18 protein-coding genes and 2 pseudogenes are annotated in these 23,890 nt (G+C 40.2%); 4 read left to right on the plus strand and 16 right to left on the minus strand.

The window, feature by feature from the left end; translation table 11 throughout:
* Positions 1 to 20: 20 nt before the first annotated feature.
* Together QI031_RS29345 and QI031_RS29350 are read right to left on the minus strand one after the other, a co-directional pair.
* A complete protein-coding gene (locus QI031_RS29345; RefSeq protein WP_281483064.1) occupies positions 21 to 5,126 on the minus strand; it encodes a WD40 domain-containing protein in 5,106 nt (1,701 codons plus the stop codon).
* The gene (locus tag QI031_RS29350; protein ID WP_281483065.1) at positions 5,096 to 6,433 is read right to left on the minus strand and encodes a P-loop NTPase fold protein; all 1,338 of its coding nucleotides are present in this window, start codon (positions 6,431 to 6,433) and stop codon (positions 5,096 to 5,098) included. The genes QI031_RS29345 and QI031_RS29350 overlap by 31 nt, the downstream gene beginning before the upstream one ends.
* A gap of 498 nt (positions 6,434 to 6,931) precedes the next feature.
* Between QI031_RS29350 and QI031_RS29355 the strand changes: the two are divergent.
* Positions 6,932 to 7,207: pseudogene (locus tag QI031_RS29355) on the plus strand (Uma2 family endonuclease); the annotation flags it as partial.
* 586 nt (positions 7,208 to 7,793) lie between these two features.
* On the opposite strand, the gene proB reads toward QI031_RS29355, so the two are convergent.
* Both proB and QI031_RS29365 read right to left on the minus strand, forming a co-directional pair.
* Entirely contained in the window at positions 7,794 to 8,903 is a 1,110-nt protein-coding gene (proB, locus tag QI031_RS29360) for a glutamate 5-kinase (protein ID WP_281483066.1), read from the minus strand.
* Between the two features lie 347 nt (positions 8,904 to 9,250).
* A complete protein-coding gene (locus tag QI031_RS29365) occupies positions 9,251 to 9,775 on the minus strand; it encodes a YqeG family HAD IIIA-type phosphatase (RefSeq protein WP_281483067.1) in 525 nt (174 codons plus the stop codon).
* A gap of 85 nt (positions 9,776 to 9,860) precedes the next feature.
* Between QI031_RS29365 and QI031_RS29370 the strand changes: the two are divergent.
* Positions 9,861 to 9,998, plus strand: a pseudogene (locus QI031_RS29370) (zinc ribbon domain-containing protein); the annotation flags it as partial.
* A gap of 132 nt (positions 9,999 to 10,130) precedes the next feature.
* Here the strand turns inward: QI031_RS29370 and QI031_RS29375 are convergent.
* From QI031_RS29375 to QI031_RS29390, 4 genes are all read right to left on the minus strand, one after another.
* Positions 10,131 to 10,715: an Npun_F5749 family FMN-dependent PPOX-type flavoprotein gene (locus tag QI031_RS29375; RefSeq protein WP_281483068.1), complete on the minus strand. Its 585-nt coding sequence runs from the start codon at positions 10,713 to 10,715 to the stop codon at positions 10,131 to 10,133.
* 89 nt (positions 10,716 to 10,804) lie between these two features.
* Positions 10,805 to 12,277, minus strand: a complete 1,473-nt coding sequence (locus tag QI031_RS29380) for a S8 family peptidase (protein ID WP_281483069.1) — start codon at positions 12,275 to 12,277, stop codon at positions 10,805 to 10,807.
* A gap of 266 nt (positions 12,278 to 12,543) precedes the next feature.
* Complete coding sequence (locus QI031_RS29385; protein ID WP_281483070.1) at positions 12,544 to 14,475, minus strand: S8 family serine peptidase; 1,932 nt, start codon at positions 14,473 to 14,475, stop codon at positions 12,544 to 12,546.
* Positions 14,476 to 14,882: 407 nt separating this feature from the next.
* Positions 14,883 to 15,770 (minus strand): LysR family transcriptional regulator, encoded by an 888-nt coding sequence (locus QI031_RS29390; protein ID WP_281483071.1) that lies wholly within the window; start codon positions 15,768 to 15,770, stop codon positions 14,883 to 14,885.
* A gap of 199 nt (positions 15,771 to 15,969) precedes the next feature.
* Here QI031_RS29390 and QI031_RS29395 point away from each other — a divergent pair, with 199 nt between their 5' ends.
* Together QI031_RS29395 and QI031_RS29400 are read left to right on the plus strand one after the other, a co-directional pair.
* Positions 15,970 to 16,746: a methyltransferase domain-containing protein gene (locus tag QI031_RS29395; RefSeq protein WP_281483072.1), complete on the plus strand. Its 777-nt coding sequence runs from the start codon at positions 15,970 to 15,972 to the stop codon at positions 16,744 to 16,746.
* A 284-nt stretch (positions 16,747 to 17,030) separates the two neighbouring features.
* Positions 17,031 to 17,675 (plus strand): Uma2 family endonuclease, encoded by a 645-nt coding sequence (locus QI031_RS29400; RefSeq protein WP_281483073.1) that lies wholly within the window; start codon positions 17,031 to 17,033, stop codon positions 17,673 to 17,675.
* 193 nt (positions 17,676 to 17,868) lie between these two features.
* Here QI031_RS29400 and QI031_RS29405 read toward each other — a convergent pair whose 3' ends face one another.
* The 8 genes from QI031_RS29405 to aroC all read right to left on the minus strand — a co-directional run bounded on the left by QI031_RS29405 (position 17,869) and on the right by aroC (position 23,884).
* Complete coding sequence (locus tag QI031_RS29405) at positions 17,869 to 19,488, minus strand: B12-binding domain-containing radical SAM protein (RefSeq protein ID WP_281483074.1); 1,620 nt, start codon at positions 19,486 to 19,488, stop codon at positions 17,869 to 17,871.
* A 21-nt stretch (positions 19,489 to 19,509) separates the two neighbouring features.
* A complete protein-coding gene (locus QI031_RS29410; protein WP_281483075.1) occupies positions 19,510 to 19,764 on the minus strand; it encodes a SemiSWEET transporter in 255 nt (84 codons plus the stop codon).
* A 464-nt stretch (positions 19,765 to 20,228) separates the two neighbouring features.
* Positions 20,229 to 20,582 (minus strand): type II toxin-antitoxin system PemK/MazF family toxin, encoded by a 354-nt coding sequence (locus QI031_RS29415; RefSeq protein ID WP_281483076.1) that lies wholly within the window; start codon positions 20,580 to 20,582, stop codon positions 20,229 to 20,231.
* Entirely contained in the window at positions 20,579 to 20,815 is a 237-nt protein-coding gene (locus QI031_RS29420; protein WP_281483077.1) for a hypothetical protein, read from the minus strand. The genes QI031_RS29415 and QI031_RS29420 overlap by 4 nt, the downstream gene beginning before the upstream one ends.
* 256 nt (positions 20,816 to 21,071) lie before the next feature.
* On the minus strand, positions 21,072 to 21,722 hold the full coding sequence (locus QI031_RS29425) for a hypothetical protein (RefSeq protein WP_281483078.1): 651 nt from the start codon (positions 21,720 to 21,722) through the stop codon (positions 21,072 to 21,074).
* 166 nt (positions 21,723 to 21,888) lie between these two features.
* On the minus strand, positions 21,889 to 22,116 hold the full coding sequence (locus tag QI031_RS29430; protein WP_281483079.1) for a hypothetical protein: 228 nt from the start codon (positions 22,114 to 22,116) through the stop codon (positions 21,889 to 21,891).
* A 3-nt stretch (positions 22,117 to 22,119) separates the two neighbouring features.
* Positions 22,120 to 22,593 carry a type II toxin-antitoxin system VapC family toxin gene (locus QI031_RS29435; protein WP_281483080.1) on the minus strand — a complete coding sequence of 158 codons (474 nt, stop codon included), beginning with the start codon at positions 22,591 to 22,593 and terminating at the stop codon, positions 22,120 to 22,122.
* 202 nt (positions 22,594 to 22,795) lie between these two features.
* Positions 22,796 to 23,884, minus strand: a complete 1,089-nt coding sequence (gene aroC, locus QI031_RS29440; protein WP_281483081.1) for a chorismate synthase — start codon at positions 23,882 to 23,884, stop codon at positions 22,796 to 22,798.
* Positions 23,885 to 23,890: the final 6 nt, after the last annotated feature.

The following is a 23,890-nucleotide window of genomic DNA, read 5'->3' on the forward strand; positions in this document are numbered from 1 at the left end:
AAAAAAATGAAATCTGAGTATCATCTGCCAAAACACAAGGCGCGATCGCCTCTTGTTACTTTCGGGTTAGTCTGTAAATAATCCTGTAATAAATTGCAGCCCCGCGCTATTAAATTTTCTAGCCTAATATCTGCTAATTCACGGAAAATTACAGTACCATTGCCACTACCCGCAGCTAAAGTCTTGCTATCAGGGCTAAAGCTGACACTGGTTAATTCTTCTTTGTCACCTTTTAAAGCAATCAATAAAGTTCCTTCTCGATTCCAAAGCCTGATTTTGTTATCACTGGAGGCTGCTAAAGTTTTGCCATCTGGGCTAAAGCTAACACTAATGAAATTGTCGCCATCCCCTACAAGATTACTTAAAAAACGGCCGTCCCGACTCCAAAGTTTGACTGTGCTATCAATACTAGCTGAGGCCAACTCCTGACTATCAGGCGACCATGCTACACCGTTAACTCGACGACTATGGCTATTTAGGGTATGTAGTAATTTACCTTCTTGATTCCAAAGCTTCACCGTTTTGTCGTCACTAGCAGAAGCTAGCAGCTTACCATCTGGACTAAAGCTGACCCAATTTACTGCATCTTGATGTCCCTGCAAGGTTTTGAGTAGTTTACCGTCTCGACTCCAAAGCTTTACTGTTTTGTCTTTACTAGCTGAAGCGATTTCTTGACCATCAGGTGTCCAAGCTACACCTAAAACTGCATCTTGATGACCCTGCAAGGTTTTGAGTAGTTTACCGTCACGACTCCAAAGCTTTACCGTTTTATCTCTACTAGCCGAGGCGATAGTCTGACCGTCATGACTAAAACTAACACCCCAAACTTGACCCTGATGACCCTTTAACGTGTTTAGCAGTTTACCATCCCGATTTAAAAGTTTGATTGTTTTGTCTTGGCTTGCTGCTGCTAAAATGCGATCGCTAGGACTAAAACTAATACTAGTAATCCAGTCGTCGTTATTAGCTTTGGGAGTTCTTAGCAGCACATCGTCCCAATGCCAGAGTTTGATAGTTTTGTCACGACTTGCAGAAGCCAGGGTGCGATTATCAGGGCTGAAACTAACGCTGTTGACCCAATTATTATGTCCTTTTAAAGTTCCCAGCAGTACGCCTTGAGAAGTCCAAAGTTTAATCGTTTCGTCGGTGCTGGCTGAAGCAATAGTATTACCATCGGGACTAAAACTGACACTAGTAACTCCTGCACTATGACCAGACAAAGTTTTTAATAGCTGACCTTGGGTATTCCACAGTTTAATAGTTTTGTCTAAACTAGCAGTGGCAATAATTTGACTATTGGGCGACCAAGTGATACTTTTAATTGCGTCTTCATGTCCCTCCCAAGTTTTGAGTAGCTGACCATCCCGATGCCAAAGCTTAATGCTGTTGTCAGCACCGGCGGAAGCTATAATTTGACCGTCCGGCGACCAAGCTACACTTAAAACTGCGAGATTATGCCCTTTGAATGTGTGGAGTAATTTGCCATCTCGACTCCACAATTTGACTGTTTTATCTGTACTGGCTGAAGCAATAAATTGATTATCAGGGCTGAAAATGACACTATTTATTACATCTTCATGACCTATTAAAGTAGTAATCAATTCACCATCTCGATTCCAGAGTTTTACCGTTTTATCCTGACTAGCAGATGCGATAAGTTCACCGTTAGGACTGAATGTAACGCTGTTGACTACATCATCATGCCCCGACAAAGTTTTCAGCAAGTTACCATCAAAGCGCCAGAGTTTGATTGTGTTATCTGCACTTGCTGAGGCAATCAAAGAGCGATCGCTACTAAATGTAACACTATTTACTCCAGATATATGTCCTTCTAAACGGTTATATTCTCTCGCCCCGGAAACTGCTTGATATAGTGCCGTCTTTACTTTTTCTCTCGTGGAGACATCTACCCATACAGCACTTTGTAGTTTTTTACCTGCCTTTAAACCTTCTTTTAAAGCATCAAGACCTTTTTGGGAAGCAAAAAGGGCTTCACTAGATACACTCAGAGTTTTAATCTCACTATCTACTGCTGTAACGATAGAGACACTTAACCCTAATATGGCTAGAAATGAAGCAGTTAGCGCTATTTTTAATGTCCGATTTAATCGCGCTTCACTTAGCCTTTGTTGTTTTTGACTTTCTGCTAATTGAGCAGTTAATTCTTTTTCTTTGAGTTCAGCTCGTAATTGCTCAATTTCTAACTGACTTAGCTCTTCCCGCTTGCGTAGTTCTCGTAATTCTGCAACTAAATCCAATCCCTGTTGGGGATGAATATTTATCAGTTTAGCTTGCTGCTTGTTTTCGCTGAGTTCGTTTTTGAGTCGTTCAATCTCTAATTGACTTTGATCTACTTTATAACGCAATTGGTTAAGTTGAGCTTGTAAACTCGATTCTTGTTGTTGGAGGTAACGAATCAAATCTACTAAATAATCATGAATGAGTTGATAGCGTTCCGGCATATCGGGAAACAGTACCACTAAACCGGAACTAACTAAAATGTCTAATACTAATTCTAGTTTTTCAGCATCTTCGATTTCAGCTAATTCTGCTGTTAATTCCGCACGAGTTTTAAAAGGACGTTGGTTACTTTCATCGGTTAAAAAATACAAAACTAGTAATGCTGCTCGTTCATTTTCGGGGCCACAATCTTTAATCAGTTCTTTAATATATCTTTCGATGAGTTTATTCGGTCTATATTGCTGGTATTGCTCTAAGGTAGTAATGCGCTCGTCTTGGAGTTGCGCTCCGACAACTTGTAATTCAATCGGTCTGACTTCTCCCAATTCTGTTGATAAATCCTCAACTAAAGCATCAATTAAAGCATGCTCTAAGTTAAATTGAGAACGTCCTGTTAATTTACTAATGACAGCTTTAGCATATTCTGAAGAAAAATTATTTAATTGATAGCGAATATTTTTATCTAGTATATTATTATTAATTGCTTCTAAAGCAGAGAGATGTTTAAACTCTAATAAGCGATGTAAATAATCTTCTCGTAAGGTAAGGATAACTTTAACAAAAGATATATTAAGACACTGACTAATAAATTGATCAAATTCTTGCTTTTGCTGGCGATCGCTATAACCAAAGAAAAATTCTTCAAATTGATCAAAAATTAAAACTGTAATCAAATGTTTGTTAGCATTTTCTTGTAATTGTTGGATAATTTCAGTAATATTAACAAGTTTGGTAGGGTCAGGTAAATCTTCAGTTTCAATGACTGTTTCTTCTTGAAGATGAAACATAGACTCGCTTAAAGATTTGCCTAATGCTTGCACCCAATCAGTATAAACTTGCAAAACTACAGGCACGGCAATTTGATCGCCAACTGCCCGATTTTGTAATGCTGGCACTAAACCCGCTGTGACAGTAGAACTCTTTCCTACCCCTGAAGGGCCGTGAATTACAGTCAGTTTTTGATCAGCGCGGCTAATTCTACCAATTAAGTTATTAATATCTCGTTCTCGACCAGAGGCGGCAATTTCTAGAGCAATACTGCTACTCCCAGAAGGAGACATTAAGGCTGGGTTTGTTACCTGGCGTTGGGGTTGCAAACGCCCCGCACCAATGAAAGCCCGAAAGCCATACTGCTGTTCTACAGAACGTCGCTTTTGTCTAATATAGTAGGCCTCTAAATATCTACCTGCTGCAAAATAAAGCGATCGCAATGTCCGCAACAATCTAATATAACGATGGGCATCATATTGATGAGTGCTATTTTCTAAAGCTTTTGGTAATTCCTGGGTAGCTTTTTCTAAATATGTCCGTGCTACTTCTTGCTCGCCTAAATTTTGCTGTGCTTTGGCTAAAATTAAATAATAAACTTGTGCCAATAGTAAGGGAAATAAGCAGTGATGGGGGTCACTATGCTTATGCGCCTCTTCTAATTTTAATAAAGATACATGAGCTAATATACTCGCCTGTACCCAGCGCGACTCCTGCACTGCAACTTGTGCCAAAAAACCGTAGTCACAAGCCAGTTGAATTTGACTGCCATAGGTTTGATGCAACTCTAAAGATTGTTCAGCAACAATCTGTAGTTCTGACCACTGTTCTAGATGTTGTAAAACTTCTGCAAGTTGACCAATAAATTCAGCAGCTATATCTGGACGCTGAGCCACTTTTAAAATACTTAAACATTGCTGAAAATAAGATTTAGCTGCTTGCCAATGGCGACGATTTTCTGGGCGATTTTGCTCTGCTAGGCGACAGTAACATAAGCCAACATAAAACAGCAAAACTCCTTGTCGGAGTGAAGGTGAAGTATAATTGCTGACAATTTCTAATTCTGCACTCCAGGAATCTGCAAGTCTGGGACTATAATTTTCTAATTCATTTTGCTGGGCTAAACGCTGCCAAATCTGCAAACTCTGGCGGAAATGATTTAAAGCGATATTGATGCGATCGCTGACATAATTGTCAAGACCAAAAACAAACTTTAAACTAGCGTGTAATTCTGGTTCTAAAGTAACACCGCGATCGTGCAACTCTCCAATGGCAAACTGAAGCTCATCGCTATGTTCCCAAACTTGTTCTAAGGTAGAGTAATTATCACCTATTTGATTTTTTGAATTTTTTACAACATCAGTTGGCAACACTTTAGCAAACAAAGAATCAGTTTCTTGTTGCAAAAATTGCAGCAACTGAGGAGTGGTCATTTCAAATCTAATTGGTGTCGCCGCCCAACTAGCGAAATCAGGCGCTAAACGCACTACTTTTTGCAATACTTGATCGTTCACCCATAAAATCATCGGGAATGGGTGACGTTTACGAAATTCATCACGAATCTGATTGATGGAACTCAGTAGATCGTCAATTTCATCTACTAACTCTAAACCCAAAACCATTAATGCTGATGTGGGGCGATCTTCAGTAATTCTTTGTAAATGAATGCTTGTATAAAGACTTCTGGCGTTGTGAGGTAAAACTACCTTTTGAATGTAGTGCGTTCCTAAAAATCTTTCTGTGAGTTGTTGCAGTATTTGCTCTTGCAAAACTCGATAGTTGCAGCATACTAAAACCACAGAAAACTGACCGCTAGATAGAGAAATTGCCCTCCCTAAACTCCGTAAAGCTTTTTCGTTAGCTGCTGTTATATTTGCTTGTGGGTGTCGTTCAACCATGATTTAAATTTTTGCGTTTCCTCTAAAACGGGGTTGACGGCAAACCAAGCTCCTTGATGATCGCGGTATTCAAAAACAAATAAACTCCGCAATAAAGTGTGATATTCTATATCTCCTCTCACCCTTTGCTGTTGCACAACTTGAAATATGAGTTCCCATTCATGGGGATCTATGGCATTAGCTCGGTAGTCTCTTTGTCTTTGAATTACTAACTCCACACATTCGCGATCAAATGGTGGATCTTGTTCTCGCAGACAGTCAAATAGCAGCCCTAGTAAGTCGCGCACATGACCACCACTAATTAAGCACAACCGATCTAATGTTGCTAAATTATCAAACACCTCTGTAATTAAGTTTAAGCGATCGCTAGGCAGAATTTCTGGGAAGGCTCTAGCTAAAACCATTTGGCGAATCATTGCTAACCCTTGATTGAAGACTTCGCCAGAACGCAGACGCACAGGGATCATTGGTAAGACTTTCGGGGCTACTCCACCTCCCAGGCGATGCTGAAGTTCGGCGCTATCGTTAGAAAAAGTTAAAGCCAAAGGAATCGTGTAGACTATATGACAATTGAGTTTGCGTAACTGTTCGCCCCGTTGAATAAATAAATATTCTGGTAGCGATCGCCCGGATGGTAAAGGACGAATTGCTACTCGATCTAAGTTATCAACAATTACTACTAATCCTTTTTTGCCTATAGCTTTAAGTTGTTGATTTGCACGTTCTAGCAGTTCTTGATTAATTGACTGCAAAATATTTTGGGTGCGCGGTTCTAAATAATCTCTTAACCGCCGCCGCAGTTGAGGACTTTCTTTCGTTTTGGCGGTAATTTTGGCGATACCCACAGATAACTCTGCTTCTACCCCTAGTTCAATTGGCGTTTGCATAAAATCGACAACCTCAGCAAACAATTTGGTAAAGTAGCTGGGTTTGAGTCTAATTCTCATCGCTTCTAGACTTTCGCTGACTTGACCTGCGATCGCCAGTAAAATATCAGTCACATCCACATCTGCCATTTCTAAGACATGGGTAGACTCAAAGTAAACTACATGAAATTTTTGTTCTTCTAATTCTGCTTTGAGTCGCAACAGTTCTGTTGATTTGCCACAGCCGAGATGCCCTGTAAATAGTTGACAGGTAGGCGTATTCGGCGATATCCGAGCGATCGTGCGTTGTAGAGCCTCAATGATTTTGCCACCCCGCACCGCTGCAAAATCGATATAATATCGGCGATCGGTAGCATTTCCTATCATTAGAGGTCTGCTCGGATTACAAGCTTGATAAAATCTTTCTAAATCTAGGAGCATAGCTAGTCAGGTTAACTTCAGAAAAAGGATGACGAAATCTGCTGAATAAATATATTTATTTTGAATAATTTATGCTTTGGTTTAATTTTATTCCATCTAAATTAGTAGCGATTCAGGATAATTTGGAATATCTATTTTTAGAAGTAATACAGCAATTATGCCATTTATTAAGTAAACAGTAATACTACTACGAATACAAAATGCCAAAATCTCTAATATAAAAACAGGTACTTTTAGGAATCTTAAAAATATTCAGTCACGTAAAAGGTAGTGTGATGTACAATTTTGTAGCATCCTCAAAAAAATTGAATTTAACTTGCGGGATGTTTCTTTTACCTCTGCCTCTTCGCTGACGCAATTAGATTTTAGTGGAGCAGAATTAATTATGACTGCTTTAACTTTGCAATTTTAAAGTTGATACATTTGGGCAAGCAGGGGAAGCAGAGGAGGCAGGGGGAGTAAGAAAAGTAATTTGTATCAATAATTTCGTGAAATGGTATCACACCACAACAGAGAAAGAAATATCTTCCACTGTGTCCAGATTTTGCAGTGGAATTAGTTTCTGAAACTGATGATGTGGAAGATACTCAAGCCAAGATGCAGGAATACTTAGCGAATGGTTTACAACTTGGTTGGTTAATCAATCCTAAAGATCAACAAGTAATAATCTATCGCCCTAATCAAGCACCGGAAATTTTACAATCTCCGCAAAATTTATCTGGTGAAGATGTTCTCCCTGGCTTTGTTTTAAATTTACAGCCGATTTTTGCATAAATAAATCATTGCCAAAGTTATTAAATAATGCAAAAACGATATTACATTGTCCTGCAAATCTTTCCCTTTGGAGAGCGATGCCTTCGGCAAAGCTTCGCTAACGCTATCAATATACTCCGTCGTAATGGTCATACTTCCATTACAATTACTCAAAGATTTCTCTTTAATGATATTGACAAACTTCTTGCCGGGTGCATCCCAGTTTTTATTTTCCAATGAGATAATAACTGTCATTGCGAGGAGGAACGACGAAGCAATCGCATCGACTCGCTCTTAGTTGGAGGATTTTGCGATTGCTTCGCTTCGCTCGCAATGACATTCAAAAAAGTGGGATGCTCCCCTTCTTGCCTTTGTGGAATGAAACAGCCCTGGCTCATATCGTGTTCAGGTAAAGACTTATCATTAAGACCGCAGGGGGCAGGGAGCAGGGGGAGAAAGAGTTTTCAGGTTTTTGCACAGATGCAGGATTCATAACTAATAAGCCGGACACGATATCACAGGAGGAACCTAGCTGCTGTTGTTAATTCAGCCTCTAATCCCACTCAAATTTCATGTACAAATCATAATTGATCGCTTGGCAAATAATTTAAGTTAAAACCAAGTTATCTCGGTGAATTACGGTGTCTGCACCTGCATAGCCCAAAATTGTAGAAATTTCTCTAGACTGGCAGCCGCGAATCTTTTGCAGTTCATCGCTAGTGTAGTTCACAAGTCCTCTGGCAATTTCGTTGCCATTGGTGTCGCACAACTGTACAGCGTCTTGAGTGTCAAAGATTCCTTCAACTGATTTAATTCCAGCTGCCAACAATGATTTTCCCGCTTGGGAAATTGCGGCGATCGCTCCTGAATCTAAGTATAATTTACCAGTAGGTACTAGACCGTAAGCTATCCAACGTTTACGTGCAGAAGTTGGCTCCGGTTGCGGTTGAAAATGAGTACCCAGTAATTCTCCTTGTAAAATTTTTTCTATATTGTGAGGAAATCGCCCTTGGGTAATTACAGTACGTACTCCCGCAGCAATGGCAATTCTGGCAGCAGAAATTTTTGTTACCATCCCACCAGTACCCCATTGAGAACCTTGAGTACCTGTTTGGATCTGTAATTGTGCCAATTCTTTCATACTACTAACTAAAGCGATCGGCTGGGCATCTGGTACAGAACGGGGATCGGCTGAGTAAAGTCTATCGACATCGGTGAGTAAAAATAGCCAATCTGCCTCTACTAAACTAGCAACTAAGGCTGAGAGGGTATCATTATCGCCAAATTTCAGTTCGTCCACTGCTACGGTATCATTTTCATTCACTACGGGGATCACTCCCAGTCCTAGCAGTTCTCGAAAGGTGTTGTAAGCGTTGAGATAGCGACTACGTTGTACTAAATCGCTACGAGTTAGTAACACCTGAGCAATTGGCTGTTGTAAAGTGGTAAACAAATCGTCATATACACGCATTAACCGTCCTTGCCCAACTGCTGCTACTGCTTGTTTAAGAGCGATCGCTTTAGGACGTTCCGTTAAACCCAAACGCGCACAACCCACGCCAACAGCGCCAGAAGATACCAAAATTACCCGATGACCTTGCCCCCTTAAACAAGAAAGTGTTTCTGCTAAAGTAGCAATAGTGGAAAGTGCCAGTTGTCCAGTTTCTGGTTTGGTTAAGCTAGAAGTGCCGATTTTGACGACAATCGTTTTGGTCATTGGTTAATGGCCAACAATAAAAAAAATTGATGATTATAGCGGTTTTCTTATGAAGAAAATACACCACTCCAGCCCCTAGTTCATAACCTCTTTTTCTTAATGAAGTGTATCGCACACAACCAAGAAGCGCTATAACTTTAAACTTTTAACCAAATTGTAAAGCGCCAGTCCTTTTATATTTGAAGGCTGACGCTTTACGGGTTTATAGTTGTTTATTATGGGCTAGGGTCTTTATTTAGCTGACCCCATGTTATTAATACTTATAATCCCAGATTTTTCAGTTTCCTAAATATTTCTTAACCATTTCTTTAGATTTAATTTCCTGAGGATTTTTCAATGTTGAAAATTTAATTTTTTTTGGGATTAATAGAGGCTCCTAAGATTTCAGAAAACCAAACTTCAAAGTTCCTGATTGGGTGAGATCGCAAGACAGCATCGGCATGAACGATAGGTTCAACCAAAATGGTAAACATGCCTAGACGATTACCTACTAAGATATCGGTAAATAGGCGATCGCCTACCATCCCTACTTGCTGCACTGGTAAATTCATAGAATTTAATGCAGCTCTTATTTTGCGTCGTGAAGGCTTGGCTGCACCTAGATAATAGGGCAAATTAAGAGAGCGAGCAATTCCACCAATTCGTACTTCACTAAGGTTATTGCTAACTAAATACAGCATAGCATGAGTACGAATTTGCTTTACCCACTGTTGTAGCTCTGGTGATGCTACTCCTACTCTCATCGGTACTAAAGTTTCATCTACATCTAAGACTAGCCCCTTGAGATTATATTGTTGGATAATTTCTGGTGTCAGATTCAATATTGAACCTGACAAAATCAAGTTAGGTTGCAAGAGCTTGTTCCAAGTCATAATCAAGAACTTAAAGATCAAAGTAGAATTACTAGTCAAAAGAACACATTAGCAAACAAATCACTAACCCGAAAGCACAACCGACTCAAGTAGTGATGCTAGTTGGTCAACTTTCTGGTAATGGTTAGAATACTTCGGTCATCAGTATGGAAAAGTAACTGTTTCAGTACCTCCCTACAATACTAGTCAAAATTGTTCTAATACCATTTCCCGAAATTACTGATACAAATTACTTTTCTTACTTCCCCTACCTCCTCTGCTTGCCCAAATGTATCAACTTGAAAGTGAAACGGTATAACTGCGCTCATCAAGTCAAAAAATCTCTGTCTACTTTCTTTTTGAAATATTGACCAAATCACGGATTAATTTCTTGATTAGACCACTGTTGGTTTTCATCAAGACAGTAAACTCGGCGGTTTTGAGGCTCTCCACGTAACTCTAAATGATCTACCTGCACAGGATCGAGTAGTAGTAAACAAAAAGTTGACAATGGTTGGCTAGGATCTGGTGGCGGTGGCTCAAAGGCTGTTGGTTGATTAACTCTTGATTCTCCAGGATGAGGCCAAGCAAATTGTAAACGACTTGCATCACTTAGTTCTTGCCAACTGTTGATCATAGCTTGCTGTAAGATAGGCCGAGAGCTGTCACTTCCTACCAAAATTAAGCAACCAGTGATGCGGAATTGCTCTCGTGTATTGGGAAAATACCAGCAAATCTCTGCCCAAGGTTGTTGCTTTATTTGGTCAGTTTTTTCGCTACGGGCATCAGTAACAAATTTTAGTTGATTGGTATTTTCCAAAAAGCCGCGAAAGACTACAGTACGATTTGCAGGGCGACCATTTGCCCGTACTGTTGCTAGTTGTAAGTAACGAGCATAAGCTAGGCTGCGGTTGTGATGGAGGGCACGGGCGATCGCGCTTCGCCAAGGGGCAAGAGGCATTGTCAAATTTTGTTGTAAATACTACAGCCGTAGATGAGATTTTTCCTACTGTTTTAGCTTATCAGTCTTTGATCGCAATCAAATTTCAATCATAAACTATTAAAAAATCTTCGATACTCATCTAGCCGTCTTTGGAGTTGATTCAGCATTTTGCCAAAGTCAGCATTATTGTTATTTTGATTATCCTGATTGTCGTCTTCATTTATACTATTGTTGTCTTTAATGCTTAAAGTGCTATCGTAATATCGAAATTGCGACTGAATATCTGAATTTATAAGTACACCTTTGTTATCTAGTGTAGAAATGGCATGAAAACTAGAATTTTCAGTATTGCGATCGCTTAGAGAATTAGTATTAAAACTATAAGTGCTAGATGATAAATTATTACTTGGCATCTGTGCGATCGCTTGATTGACTATAGAATTGGCGTTCAAGCTAGAAGTTGCCGCCTGTGGATCATTTCCTGCCGTTTCTGTAATAATCTGACGTATTTGGGCATCAGTTAAACTGCGGTTAGCACTCAGCATCAAGGCAACTACACCAGCAACATGAGGGGCTGCCATCGATGTACCGCTATACGCACCATACTGATTACCCGGTAATGAAGAATAAATTTTCACACCTGGAGCTGTAACATAAGCAAGTTGATTTTCCCCAGCTCGGTTAGAGAAATCAGCAATTTTGTTATTTTGATCTACTGCACCAACGGCAATTCCCGATTTATTGGCATAGCGAGCAGGATAGTCTGGTGATGAGTCGCCGTCATTACCTGCTGCCATCACCACAGTTACTCCTTTGCTGCTAGCGTACTCTACTGCTGACTTAAGAGCATTACTATAATAACTTCCACCCAAACTGAGGTTAATTACATTAGCGCCATTGTCAACAGCATAATAAATGCCGTTAGCAATCGCGCTATAAGAACCTGAACCAGATTCATTTAAAGCTTTAATTGGCATAATTTTGGCATTATAAGCAATACCAGTTACACCATAGCCATTATTTTCCCCAGCGATCGTCCCAGAAACATGAGTGCCATGACCGTTGTCATCTGAAATGTTGTTGTTATTACTGTCGAAATTCCAACCGTAAATATCATCAACATAGCCATTGCCGTCATCATCGATACCATTGCCAGCAATTTCTTTAGTATTAGTCCAAATATTATTTTTTAAATCCTCATGGTTGTAGTCAACCCCAGTATCTATAACCGCAACAACAACACCTTGACCTGTATATCCATTTGCCCAAGCTTCTGGGGCGTTAATTAAGTCTGCTCCCCAATTATTACCACCTACGTTAGGAACATCCGCAAAGGGATTTTTACCAGCAGATTTAGCCACCGCCGCCCCTGCATTTACTAAACCATAACCTGTAGTAGAGTTATAGTTTCCAGCGCTTGTAGCAGTAGCAGTAGCATCATTCTGTTGGTAAAAGCTACTACGAGTGTTGAGGCTCAAGTTATGGTCATCTTGGATACGAAAAGTATCTCCTGAGGAAGTAGAAATAGAATTTAGCCCGTTATGAGCAAGTAATTTGCTACTAGTATCATTAATGGGCATAGGTCTTTTATCCTCAAACAGAGTAATTATTTTTTGGCAGTATCAACTGTTAAAACCTTTTTGTCTAGGTTCTAAAGGGTGAATTACCTTCCTTGCCAATAATTACTATGAAATTAAATAGTAAAATGCTACTTTCTTTACAAAAAAAGTAAGTAAAAGTTTGATGTTATCAAAAAAATATTTTTACTTTTTTGTTAAAATTGGTATTCCATGTAAACAAAATTTCAACCACTAAGGCACTAATACACAAAAAGACAAAACGTTCTTTAAGTTATTTCCCAGCCTAGATTACGCAACCAATCATGATAATATTCAAGTAATTGTTTGTGTTTATTGACTGACAATTTCACATTAATATCATCTGCATCGACAGCAAAACTTTTTTTCTTGATATCAGTACTTTGATATAATTTCACGAATTGCTGCCAGAAAAATTTATCTACGAATTTGTCATAGTTTTCAGAAATTGTGATTTCATTGTGTAGGTTAGAATTTGAACTCAAATTAGCGATCGCAACTTTGCTCTCAGTTAAGTTACTAGAAATCAAGCTGGATAATTTCGTCTTGCTACTACTATTGGAACTAAGATTCAAATTAGAAGTCGAACTGGATGGTTTCCCACTATTTCCTGAAGTTTCCATGATTATCTGACGTACTTGGTCATTAGTTAAACCTTTCTTAGCACTGAGCATCAGCGCAATTACACCTGCAACGTGAGGAGCTGCCATAGAAGTGCCACTAAGATACTCAAAACTATTACCAGGGTATGTTGAGTAAATATCGACTCCTGGTGCTGTTACGTATGTTAGTGGAGTTGTTCCAGCGCGGTTAGAGAAGTCAGATAGAGTACCATTATAAGCAACTGCTCCAACTGCAACTCCCCACTGGTCAGCATATCGAGCCGGATAACGTGGTGCTAACTCTTCATCATTACTTGCTGCTGAGACAGTAATTACCCCTTTGCTGGCAGCATACTGAATGGCTGCTTGTAGTTCGCTGTAACCATCAGGACTACTTAAGCTAAGATTAATAACATTAGCTCCATTGTCTACAGCATAACGAATGCCATTTGATAAGGCATTAAAAGTACTCTGACCGTAATCATCAAAAATCCTTACTGGCATAATTTTGGCATTATAAGCAATACCAATAACACCAAAGTTGTTTTTTGCTGCTGCGATCGTACCGGCAATGTGAGTACCATGACCATTGACTAAATCCAGGGTCTTATTATTGTTGTGGACGAAATTCCAGCCGTAGACATCATCAATGTACCCATTACCATCATCATCCTTACCATTACCAGCAATTTCTTTGCTATTCTTCCAAATATTATCTTTCAAGTCTGGATGTTTGCGATCAACACCGCTATCTACTACAGCAACTACAACACCCTGACCTGTGTATCCTTTAGCCCAGACTTCCGGGGCTTTAATCGCGTCAGCCCCCCAATTTTTACCACCTAAGTTAGAAACATCAGCAAAGGTAGGCTGACCAATAGCTTTAGCTACTGCTGCTGCGGCATTAATTAAACCATAACCTGTGGTTGAATTGAATCCGTCGTCATTAACATTAATACGAGTAATCGGAGTAATAGTGATTTCTCTACTAGGAATGTTATTGCTTTCATTGCTTTCAGCTAGGCTACTATAAGCATCAGCTCGGTAAAGTAGGTAATATTTACCTGCGGCAGTACTACTATCAATTGTGAGTGAGAGTGTATGTATGAGAGAAGCGCCCGCAGCAACACTGTCGATATAGTCATACCCTAAGTTAACATCATCATTACTAAAAGCTTTATCTTTAGATAGGTAAAATTTTGTGTAGGTGTAATCAGCACTACTAGAGCCTTGGTTCTCAATCTCATAGCTGATTTGAATTGTACTCCCAGCAACGGCAGAACTGGGATTTGAAGTATTGCTTACTATTAAGTCTGCTTGGATTGCTTGGGTAGTTATATTGTTGCTTATATTACTTTGGGAAACAAACTTACTTGTAACTGTATTTTCTTTCCTAGCATGTATGTTATCTGAGTTAGAAATACTGTAATTAGTTGATGTTGATGTATTTGCACTACTCAAACTGAAGCTAGAGTAATTTTGCGAGTCAGTAAAAGTATCTGTTTTTTTACTTAAAGATGAAGTAACTTTTTCATCAATTATTTTATAAGTTAGGTTTCGATTATTAAAATAAAACATAAAATATTACCTTATATATTCAAGAAAATTGGCACACCAACAAGCACTAAAGCTTTCACTTTCAAAAGGTCTGAGCTTGAGATTTTGTAATTTTAATACAATTGTTGTGAGTAGATTGAGCTATAAAATTATGTAAATTCCTAGTAATATTACCATGTTCAATAAAGTATAAATATAAGTTTTAAAATCCTAATTAGGTTAGATAAAAATATTTTATAATTGACCACCTCATTATCAGAATCACAAATTTAAGTAAGTCGGTGAAATAAAACCAAACTATGTAAATAAAAGTAAATAAGGCTCAAACTCTTTCTCCCCCTGCTCCCTGCTCCCTGCCCCCTGCCTTATTCCAACGATAATTATTGACATCGACCTACTTACTATCTTTAAAGCTCACCATCATTTGCTTACCACTGTTGAGAAGCTTGTCTGACTATCTCTAAAAACCTTTGCACCGTTGGAGATTTCTCACTACTACGCCAAATCATCGCCAGCGCAACTTTTGGACTGACTTGTTGGATATTTTTATAAACTACGCCAATTCGCTGCATATTTTGTAAGGATGCCGGTACGATCGCCACACCCATCTCAGCTGCCACTAAACTAATAATTGTTTGCATCTGGATGGCTTCTTGAGTTACGGCAGGACTAAAGCCTGCTTGTTGGCAGAGACTAATGATTAAGTCATAAAGTCCAGGTGCTAATATTCTGGGAAACAAAATGAAGGGTTCCTTAGCAAGCTGCTGCAAACAAATATCAGATTGATTCGCTAGCAAATGTCCTTCAGGTAGGGCTACCATTAACGACTCTTGAAAAATGGTTTCCCAGCTATATGTATTTTCCTCCACAGGTAAACGCAGAAATCCGACATCTATGCGACCTGTGCTTAACCACTCTAATTGTTGATCTGTAGTCAATTCATGTAACTCTAGCCTCACACCAGGGACGCAAGACCGAAAGGTTCGCAAAACTGTTGGCAAAATATTATACGCCGCAGAACTAACAAAGCCGACCACTAACTGTCCGAGTTCACCACGGCTAGTTTGTTGCCCAACTTGGATTGCTTGCTGTAATTGCTTGAAGATTTGCTGAACTTCACCCAAAAAAACTAGTCCTGCTTCTGTTAATTGCACACTACGTTTTGTGCGGTGAAACAGTTCAAAGCCTAACTCTGCCTCTAATTGGCGGATTTGTTGACTTAGCGGAGGTTGAGCAATGTGCAATCGTTCTGCTGCTCGTCCGAAGTGCAGTTCTTCTGCCAGGGTAACAAAGTAGCGCAAGTGTCGTAGTTCCATTTATTTCTTGAACTGATATATTTTAAATATTAATCAAGGTAAAAATATATATTGGACATAACTAAAAATATTTTTTATTGTAATTACTAAGCAGTCATCAATTAACAAACCCATACCTAAATTTTTGAATACGAATTACAAATTACAAATTGGTATTAGTTGAAGACTAGCAAACCAATACTTTGTACTTTTACAACTTATGAATAATCTTTTACCACTCACAAATAATTGGGATACAGACCTTTATGAGAATAACCACGCTTTTGTTTGGGAATATGGCCAAGACTTACTAAAATTACTCAACCCCAAACCTGGAGAATCCATTTTGGATCTCGGCTGTGGAACTGGACAACTGACAGCAAAAATTGCCCAAGCGGGAGCTAAAGTCACTGGAATTGATCACGCACCCTCGATGATTGAAAAAGCAAGACAAAACTATCCCTATCTGTCTTTCAATGTGGCTGATGCGAGGAATTTTCAAGTAACTCAGCCAGTGGATGCTGTATTTTCTAACGCTGTTCTGCATTGGATTAAAGAAGCAGACGAGGCGATCGCTTCTATATATCAGGCGTTAAAACCTGGGGGGCGTTTTGTTGCCGAATTTGGGGGTAAAGGAAATATTAAAGCGATCGCTAAAGCTTTAGAAAGTGCTTTACAGGCAAACAATATTTCTGCACAAACATTGAATCCTTGGTATTTTCCTAGTATTGGTGAGTACGCTACTCTACTAGAACAGCAAGGTTTTGATGTTACTTATGTCGCCTTGTATGCTCGTCTTACTCTTTTAGCAAAGGAAGAAGCAGGTATGGCGAACTGGATTAAGATGTTTGCCGATGCTTTCTTTGTAGGACTGTCTGCTGAACAACAAACACAAATAATTCACACAGTAGAGGAGCATCTTAAGCCAATACTTTTTCAACAGGGTAATTGGACAGCGGACTATCGGAGAATTTGTATTGTGGCGATCAAACCTTAGTTAAAACAACAAAAGTCCCACGTCCTAATACCGTTTTACTTTAAAGTTGATACATTTGGGCAAGCAAGGGAGGCAGTGCGGTCTTGGGGGTTTCCCCCAGGAGCAACTGCCGTGGAGCAGGGGAAGCAGAGGAGGTAGGGGAAGTAAGAAAAGTAATTTGTATCAGTAATTTCGTGAAATGGTATAACCCAAAGTGTCGGTGTGGGCATAGGAATAGCGTGAGTTGCTTGATGATTCGTCATTGTTATCATGACGGTATGCAGCTGTAAAAGGAAACATCAGTCATGTTTGCACTCGTTTCTCCAGACAAGACTCAATTACCCCCTGGTGCTGTAGTGCGCTTAATCGCTAGTTGGCAAGAATATCAGTATTTATGTGATCAACGGGGAGATGGGTCAATTCCGCGGATAAAATATCGCAATGGAGAAGTATGGCTGATGTCGCCATTACCAGTACACGGTCGAGATGCTAACTTGCTGGCTGACGTTGTTAAACTACTGTTAGATCATGAGGGACGAGAATATGATGCGTTTACGCCCATCACCATGAGCTTACCCCAAGAAAGCGGCATTGAGCCAGATTATTGCTTTTATATTGATAACTGGCAAGCAGTGTCTGGGAAAAAACGCATCGACTGGCAACAAGATCCGCCACCCGATTTAGTAATTGAAATTGATGTTACCAGTTATTCTCATGTGCAGGATTATCTTCCCTATCGTGTTCCTGAAGTTTGGTTATTCAAAAATCAACAGTTATTCATTCACCAGTTACAAGGTGATGATTACCAACTGCAAACCAACAGCTGCTATTTTCCCAACTTTGATTTGCTAAGTGCCATTGATCGTTGTGTACAAATTGCGTATGAACGCAACACTAGCGCTGCCATCCGCGATCTCAAAGGGCGCTTAAATAATCTTATAGTTCCCTAGCGATCGCAAACTAGTACAGGAAGGCAAAAGAAAGAATGATGATTTTGTCAGCTTTTCGCCTATTTCAAATGGGTGGTCTATTTACGCCGTGTTGTACTAGTGGTCTGTCCCATTAATTTTGCTGGGCTAATGTGAAAAAGTCCAGTTCTTTTCTCCCCCTGCTTCCCCTGCTTCCCCTGCCTGCCTCCACCTGTCATTTTTGGGTTGACAGACCAGTAGCTTCAGCCAAATGCTTTAGTAGTGTAGTCTGTGGTAGAGGCCCTTGCAAGTGACTCCAGGGTAGTATTTGCTCTGTTGACCAATTGGCATAAACATAAAAATCTAAGTCGGGGATTTGTCCTTTGAGTTGCTTGAAGGCACGTTTGTAGCTACCCAAAGAATCGCCAAAGTTGCGGCTAAGTTCAAGCAGATAAGAGAGTCGGCGATCGCCCCTCGACAATAAAGCCTGTATAATTGACCAATTATAGCTTTCGGGGCGAAATTCTATCCCTTGCGGTTTTAACTGTTTTTGCAAAAACTGTAACCGCTTTTCTGCTTGACGATTCACCCCCAACCATTGAAATGGTGTATGTGCTTTCGGTACAAAGGTGCTACATCCAAATGTTAAACGCAATCCTGGGGCAGCTTTTTTGATGCTACGCATCATCGCCACTGTTTGCTCTAAATCTTCTGGTTCTTCACCGGGGATTCCTGCCATGCCGTAGAGTTTCAAACTTTTTAATCCTCCAGCTTTGGCATTTACCGCTGCCTGGATAATTTCATCGTTATGTAGCTTTTTATTGATGATTTGCCGGATTTTTTCGGAACCACTTTCTACAGCAATAGTAAGCGATCGCGTGTCTCGTTGTGCTAAAGTTTTGGCTAATTGTACTGTGACTGTATTGGTTCTGACTGAGGCAATGCTAAGCCGCACATCATCGTATTTGGGCTGACTAATATAATCTAATAAAGCTTCAAACTCTGGATGTTGAGTTACAGAAGCCCCTAATAATCCTAGCCGATTGGTAACTTGTAAACCTCTTTCAATAGCTGGAATTAATGAACCTTCTAAACTCGCTGTTCTAAAAGGTAATGTGAGATAACTTGCTAGACAAAAACGGCACATTTCTGGACAGCTTCTCACTACCTCTACCATGTAAATATTTTCCCATGCCGCTTTTTCTGTAACAACAGTTGATGCCGATAAAGTATTACCTCGATAAGTTTGTTTTTGGACTATTGCCGGAATTTCTGAGAAGATTGGATTAATTGATTTGATTGCACCATCTTTTGCATGATATTCCACCTCATACAAACTGGGAACATAAATTCCTGGTATTTGTGCTAATGCTTTAAGTTGAGTTTCTTTAGAGGCATTTCTAACTTCTTTATAAGCCTCAATGAAATTTCCCAATAAATTTTCGCCATCTCCTAATAAGATGACATCAAAAAAATCTGCGAATGGTTCTGGGTTAGCAGTAAGGACAGGGCCACCACCAAAAATTAGAGGATGATTTTCATCACGTAAGTTTGCGCGAATGGGAATTTCTAAAGATTCCAGCAGATTTAAAATATTGACATAATCTAGTTCCCAGGAAATAGAAAATCCCATAATTTCTGGCTTTCGGGGAAGTTGTTCGTGAGTATCGGTAAACAGGCGACTCACCTGCACATCATCACGCATTGCCAAAGTTGCCCACACTACCTGATAGCCAAGGCTGGTGATACCCACACTGTATTCATTAGGAAAAGCAAAAATCAGCGGGATAGCGTTGTTATCGGGGGTATTAGGGGTAAATAAGAGGCGTTCAGAGTCAAAAACAGATGATGTCACAGGTAATTAAATTAGGCAGGTTTATCTATATTTAATTTTAAGCCATAGAATTATAAAGTTAAAAAATAATGTCATACTGTTAGCAAGAATAATCGGCAAAGCTTGGAGATAAATTCCATAGATTAACCATAAAAAAACACCACTCATAAATGTAATCAGTATCATAAAAGAAACGTCTTTTGCTGATTTAGTTTGCCAAGTTTTAAACATCTGTGGTAAAAAGGCGATCGTAGTTAGTATAGCAGCAGCTAATCCCAACAGCGTGATAAAATCCATGTGATGTAACTATATAAATTAGCTTTAATTGTAATGCTATAGTGATGCTCGAATTACATCTATCATTCTTAGTTTTTCTGGAATTTTTAATGATATTTTAATTTTTATTCAGTCTTGATTGTTCTGCTTTTTGATATATGGCTTTGCCCAAGTATACCGCTGTGAATCTTAGTATGTGATTTATATTGATAGCCTCAAACATCATATTTCGATTTCAAATCTGCAAAGTTCTTCTGTTGAGCCAAAATAATTATATCTTCACGTTCATTGTTTTTCAGCCACTCAATTTATGATTCATTAAATAATTCTTCTCAATTTATCGGTGAAGGTTTTGTTTTAAGATTTTTGGTGGGGCGATCGTAAAGATCATCAAGTTAAGTTGTTAAGCTAGGCAGCAAAAACAATTCAATATCAGTTCAACGTTCCCATTATGCTGCGCCGCTTACTGACTCGCCCTTCTGCATCTATACCTCGTATCCTAGCGTCACTAATACTACTTCTTCTAATTGAGCAATTGTTTCAGCACCCAGTTGACCTAACCTCCGAATTAACCGAGCTTTATCCAGTACTCGAATTTGAAAACACAATGCAACTGAATTCTGTGATAATCCACCATCTCCCTGCTGGATCAACATACAAATTGGTAATGAAGCGCGCCGCTGGCTTGCAGTTAAGGGGATAGCAATAGTTGTTGTTGAGAACTGAGAGACGATATCATTTTGAAAAATGATGACAGGACGAACACCTGCTTGCTCAGAACCCTTAGTAGGATCAAGGTTTGCTAACCAAACTTCCCCTCGTTTAAGCTGGTCGATCATTGCTGATCTTCTTGAGCAAGCATCACTGCATAATCACCAATTCCAGCTTCAGCAAGAGAACGGTCTTCTTCTGCAAATTCAGTTGCGAGGGAAGCCAATTGAACAGGATCAAGAACGATACGGCGGCGTTTATCTCGAAATTTGAGAAAAGCGATGAAGTCAGCGACTTGTTGAAGTTGCTCGGCGGTGAGTTGATCAATATCTTGCTTAAGAGCTTCGCTAGTGACTGACATACTAAAACAAAGGATTTTAAAGCTATTGCTCTATTGTAGATAATCCGCTTCCACTATGTACCCCCTCCTTTTTCTCACTCTGCCATCAACCAGTGTCGCACTGAAGTCCTACAACAGGATTTAACCCAAACAACAATAGACAAGCTTGCGGTTAAGTTCCCGTCGAGGACTAACAGCCTAACGTAGAGCTAACCGGCGCAGCGCAGCTTTATCGCGCAGCGTCCAGCGACCGAAGGGAGCGAGGTTGAGCGCCATGTTAGGTCTCAGTCCCCGGTACTGGGTTTAGCTTGATCTCAGGCCAGAATCGTGCGCTTAAGTCTTCATATACCTTTGTTAGCGCCCAACTTGGCAATTGCGATGTCTCTCCGGCTGTATTCCACTGTAAAACGCCGACATGGTAGTGAGGGAACTTGTAGGTGACCGGATTCATGATTGACTGCTCCAGCGTTCCGAGATTGTCGTCATGGAAGGGGTCAGTTGCTGCGAAATGAGCCGCAACCTTATTGCGCCATAGATGGACTTCCGGTACTGCCGTTTTCACGAAATTTGTGCAGTGCGCTTTGATAACAGAGCGGTTTGATGGGTCGGCCAAGGCAGACGATTTCCAGCTGTTTGCGTTCATGAGTTGGACTAATCCAATCAGTCGTAGATAGTTAACCAATGTGACCGAAAACCAATTAAACGCACACGGGACAAGTGCGGGCACTTGGCTACTCATGTGCAGCACGACGTGCGCGGCGTGAGGGTCTTTTGCCACGTATTGAATCTCGAACTCGCGCACGGTACCTGCGAGTATCTTCAAACCCTCGTAGTTGGCGGCAAACGCCTGATAGTTGTTGAATGGCGGATTACTCGGATCAAGAGTGATGCCGTTCAGATGGTCTAGTACGATTGGAGTGGTACTCATGAGACATAACTATTTATTATACGCAAAGCTCCCGTATAATCTTTTTCTCAACTATAGTATATCAAGCATTATAACGAATTCCTGTCTGAATATACGGAGAATTTTTTTACATCCCTATCCCGGTATTATACATAATTTTTCCGTATAACTACCCTTCATGTGAGAATTATTTTGAGTGGCGGCTAGCATCCTCTGCATCTCCACTAAGATCCCTGCTCTGTTGGCTCCAACGTGTTATTAGACCGCGTTTTGGTGGCAAACTGACAACTTCTCGTCCACCTTCTGACTGCCTTTTTTGCCAGTCTGCAAACATGGCATCCAAGTCATATTTAAAAGACTTGGCATGTTCTTCACGAATCTTATGGATTTCATTTAGAATCTCGTCTGGCCACATCGCTCAATCTCCTAATAATTCGTAGGGAGTGCAAATTACAGGTAACTGGTATCCAAAATCAAAGCTAATCTCTTCAAGTTTCCTTTGAATCTGAGCGTTTGCAATATGCTTACAATTCCAGGTTAACAGGTAATCCAAGCCGTGGACGGTAGCGGCTGCAATGTGAACTGCATCGTCAGAAGCCTTGGGAGGAAGATTGCTGCGCGAAAGAAACTGGGCGGCTAGACTTCGTACAGCCTGATTGAGGTCAACTAAGGGGACTCGATTGAGGATTTCTAGACGATTAGCCGCAATCTCAGGGTCTCCTCGTGACACCTCATCCAAAACAACTTTTGAAATATAAAGTGTGAAGGCATTTCGACGAGACTCCCACCACTCTTTTGTGATTTCTATATTTGCTGCCAAGATTAAATTTCTGGTCGATCTGGCAGTAAGGTATCCCAGGATACTGGTTTCGATATAAACAGTTTCACTCATTTAAAATAGGTTAAGAGCTTTTCTACTCCAGCCAAAGTATCTTCTATCCAAGAAGCCATATTTAGGTGAGCCATGAGGATTACTCATGTTGATTTTGACTCGCTTGGCTATTCGCTCCGATATAACAATGCTCAGTAAAAAATAGGGATAGCACAATCACCACCCCACAATAATGAAATTTGCTTTAAAAATTACGTGTTACCTATAATGTCTGACATTGCCCATGATGGCGTAATAAATGGTCACATAATACTAAAGCCACCATCGCCTCAACCATTGGTACTGCACGAGGTAACACACAAGGATCATGTCTACCTTTGGCAGCTAATAACGTTTCTTCTCCCTCATTAGTGACTGTTTTTTGTTCTTTTCTAATTGTGGCTGTGGGTTTAAATGCAACTCGTAAAATAATATTTTCCCCGTTAGAAATTCCCCCTTGAATGCCACCAGAACGATTAGTTACGGTGCGAATTTCCCCATTTTCATCTATATAAAATTCGTCGTTATGTTCAATTCCAGTTAATAGCGTCCCGGCAAAACCGGAACCAATTTCAAAGCCTTTACTTGCAGGGAGAGACATCACACCTTTTGCGATATCAGCTTCTAATTTATCAAATACTGGTTCGCCCAAACCTTTTGGGACATTACGCGCCACACATTCGACTACGCCACCGATAGAATCACCTTGTCTACCTGTTTGCTCAATCAATTCAATCATGCGACTCGCACATTCAGCATCAGGACAGCGAACAATGTTGTTTTCTACTTGTTCTAAGGTGACTGTATTCGGATCAACTACGCCTTCTAAGTTTTTGATGCGCTTGACGTAACCGATGATTTCCACATTCGCAACTTGACGGAGAATTTTTTTAGCGATCGCACCTGCTGCAACTCTTCCTATTGTCTCACGCGCTGATGACCTCCCGCCGCCTTGCCAATTGCGAATGCCATATTTAGCATCATAAGTGGCATCTGCATGGGAAGGCCGATACTTCTGCTCCATCTCGTCGTAATCTTGGGAACGCGTATCTTTGTTCCGCACTAAAATTGCTATGGGTGTGCCTAAAGTTTTGCCTTCAAACACCCCAGACAAAATTTCACAGGAATCTGCTTCTTTGCGCGGGGTAGTAATTTTGCTTTGTCCAGGCCGTCTTCTGTCTAACTCTAATTGAATTTCTTGGGCAGTAATTTCTAATCGTGGAGGACAACCATCAATTACAACCCCCACACCGCCGCCGTGGGACTCGCCAAAAGTGCTGATGCTAAATAGATGCCCAAAAGTGCTACCCATAATATT

The sequence above is a fragment of the Halotia branconii CENA392 genome (assembly GCF_029953635.1).
In the GTDB taxonomy this organism is placed as follows: domain Bacteria; phylum Cyanobacteriota; class Cyanobacteriia; order Cyanobacteriales; family Nostocaceae; genus Halotia; species Halotia branconii.

What these genes read in the sequence shown, in the direction of transcription:
- QI031_RS29345 (WP_281483064.1), bottom strand. Translation starts at nt 5,126, where the DNA reads ATGGTTGAACGACACCCACAAGCAAATATAACAGCAGCTAACGAAAAA.
- QI031_RS29350 (WP_281483065.1), bottom strand. Translation starts at nt 6,433, where the DNA reads ATGCTCCTAGATTTAGAAAGATTTTATCAAGCTTGTAATCCGAGCAGA.
- proB (WP_281483066.1), bottom strand. Translation starts at nt 8,903, where the DNA reads ATGACCAAAACGATTGTCGTCAAAATCGGCACTTCTAGCTTAACCAAA.
- QI031_RS29365 (WP_281483067.1), bottom strand. Translation starts at nt 9,775, where the DNA reads ATGACTTGGAACAAGCTCTTGCAACCTAACTTGATTTTGTCAGGTTCA.
- QI031_RS29375 (WP_281483068.1), bottom strand. Translation starts at nt 10,715, where the DNA reads ATGCCTCTTGCCCCTTGGCGAAGCGCGATCGCCCGTGCCCTCCATCAC.
- QI031_RS29380 (WP_281483069.1), bottom strand. Translation starts at nt 12,277, where the DNA reads ATGCCCATTAATGATACTAGTAGCAAATTACTTGCTCATAACGGGCTA.
- QI031_RS29385 (WP_281483070.1), bottom strand. Translation starts at nt 14,475, where the DNA reads ATGTTTTATTTTAATAATCGAAACCTAACTTATAAAATAATTGATGAA.
- QI031_RS29390 (WP_281483071.1), bottom strand. Translation starts at nt 15,770, where the DNA reads ATGGAACTACGACACTTGCGCTACTTTGTTACCCTGGCAGAAGAACTG.
- QI031_RS29395 (WP_281483072.1), top strand. Translation starts at nt 15,970, where the DNA reads ATGAATAATCTTTTACCACTCACAAATAATTGGGATACAGACCTTTAT.
- QI031_RS29400 (WP_281483073.1), top strand. Translation starts at nt 17,031, where the DNA reads ATGTTTGCACTCGTTTCTCCAGACAAGACTCAATTACCCCCTGGTGCT.
- QI031_RS29410 (WP_281483075.1), bottom strand. Translation starts at nt 19,764, where the DNA reads ATGGATTTTATCACGCTGTTGGGATTAGCTGCTGCTATACTAACTACG.
- QI031_RS29415 (WP_281483076.1), bottom strand. Translation starts at nt 20,582, where the DNA reads ATGATCGACCAGCTTAAACGAGGGGAAGTTTGGTTAGCAAACCTTGAT.
- QI031_RS29420 (WP_281483077.1), bottom strand. Translation starts at nt 20,815, where the DNA reads ATGTCAGTCACTAGCGAAGCTCTTAAGCAAGATATTGATCAACTCACC.
- QI031_RS29425 (WP_281483078.1), bottom strand. Translation starts at nt 21,722, where the DNA reads ATGAGTACCACTCCAATCGTACTAGACCATCTGAACGGCATCACTCTT.
- QI031_RS29430 (WP_281483079.1), bottom strand. Translation starts at nt 22,116, where the DNA reads ATGTGGCCAGACGAGATTCTAAATGAAATCCATAAGATTCGTGAAGAA.
- QI031_RS29435 (WP_281483080.1), bottom strand. Translation starts at nt 22,593, where the DNA reads ATGAGTGAAACTGTTTATATCGAAACCAGTATCCTGGGATACCTTACT.
- aroC (WP_281483081.1), bottom strand. Translation starts at nt 23,884, where the DNA reads ATGGGTAGCACTTTTGGGCATCTATTTAGCATCAGCACTTTTGGCGAG.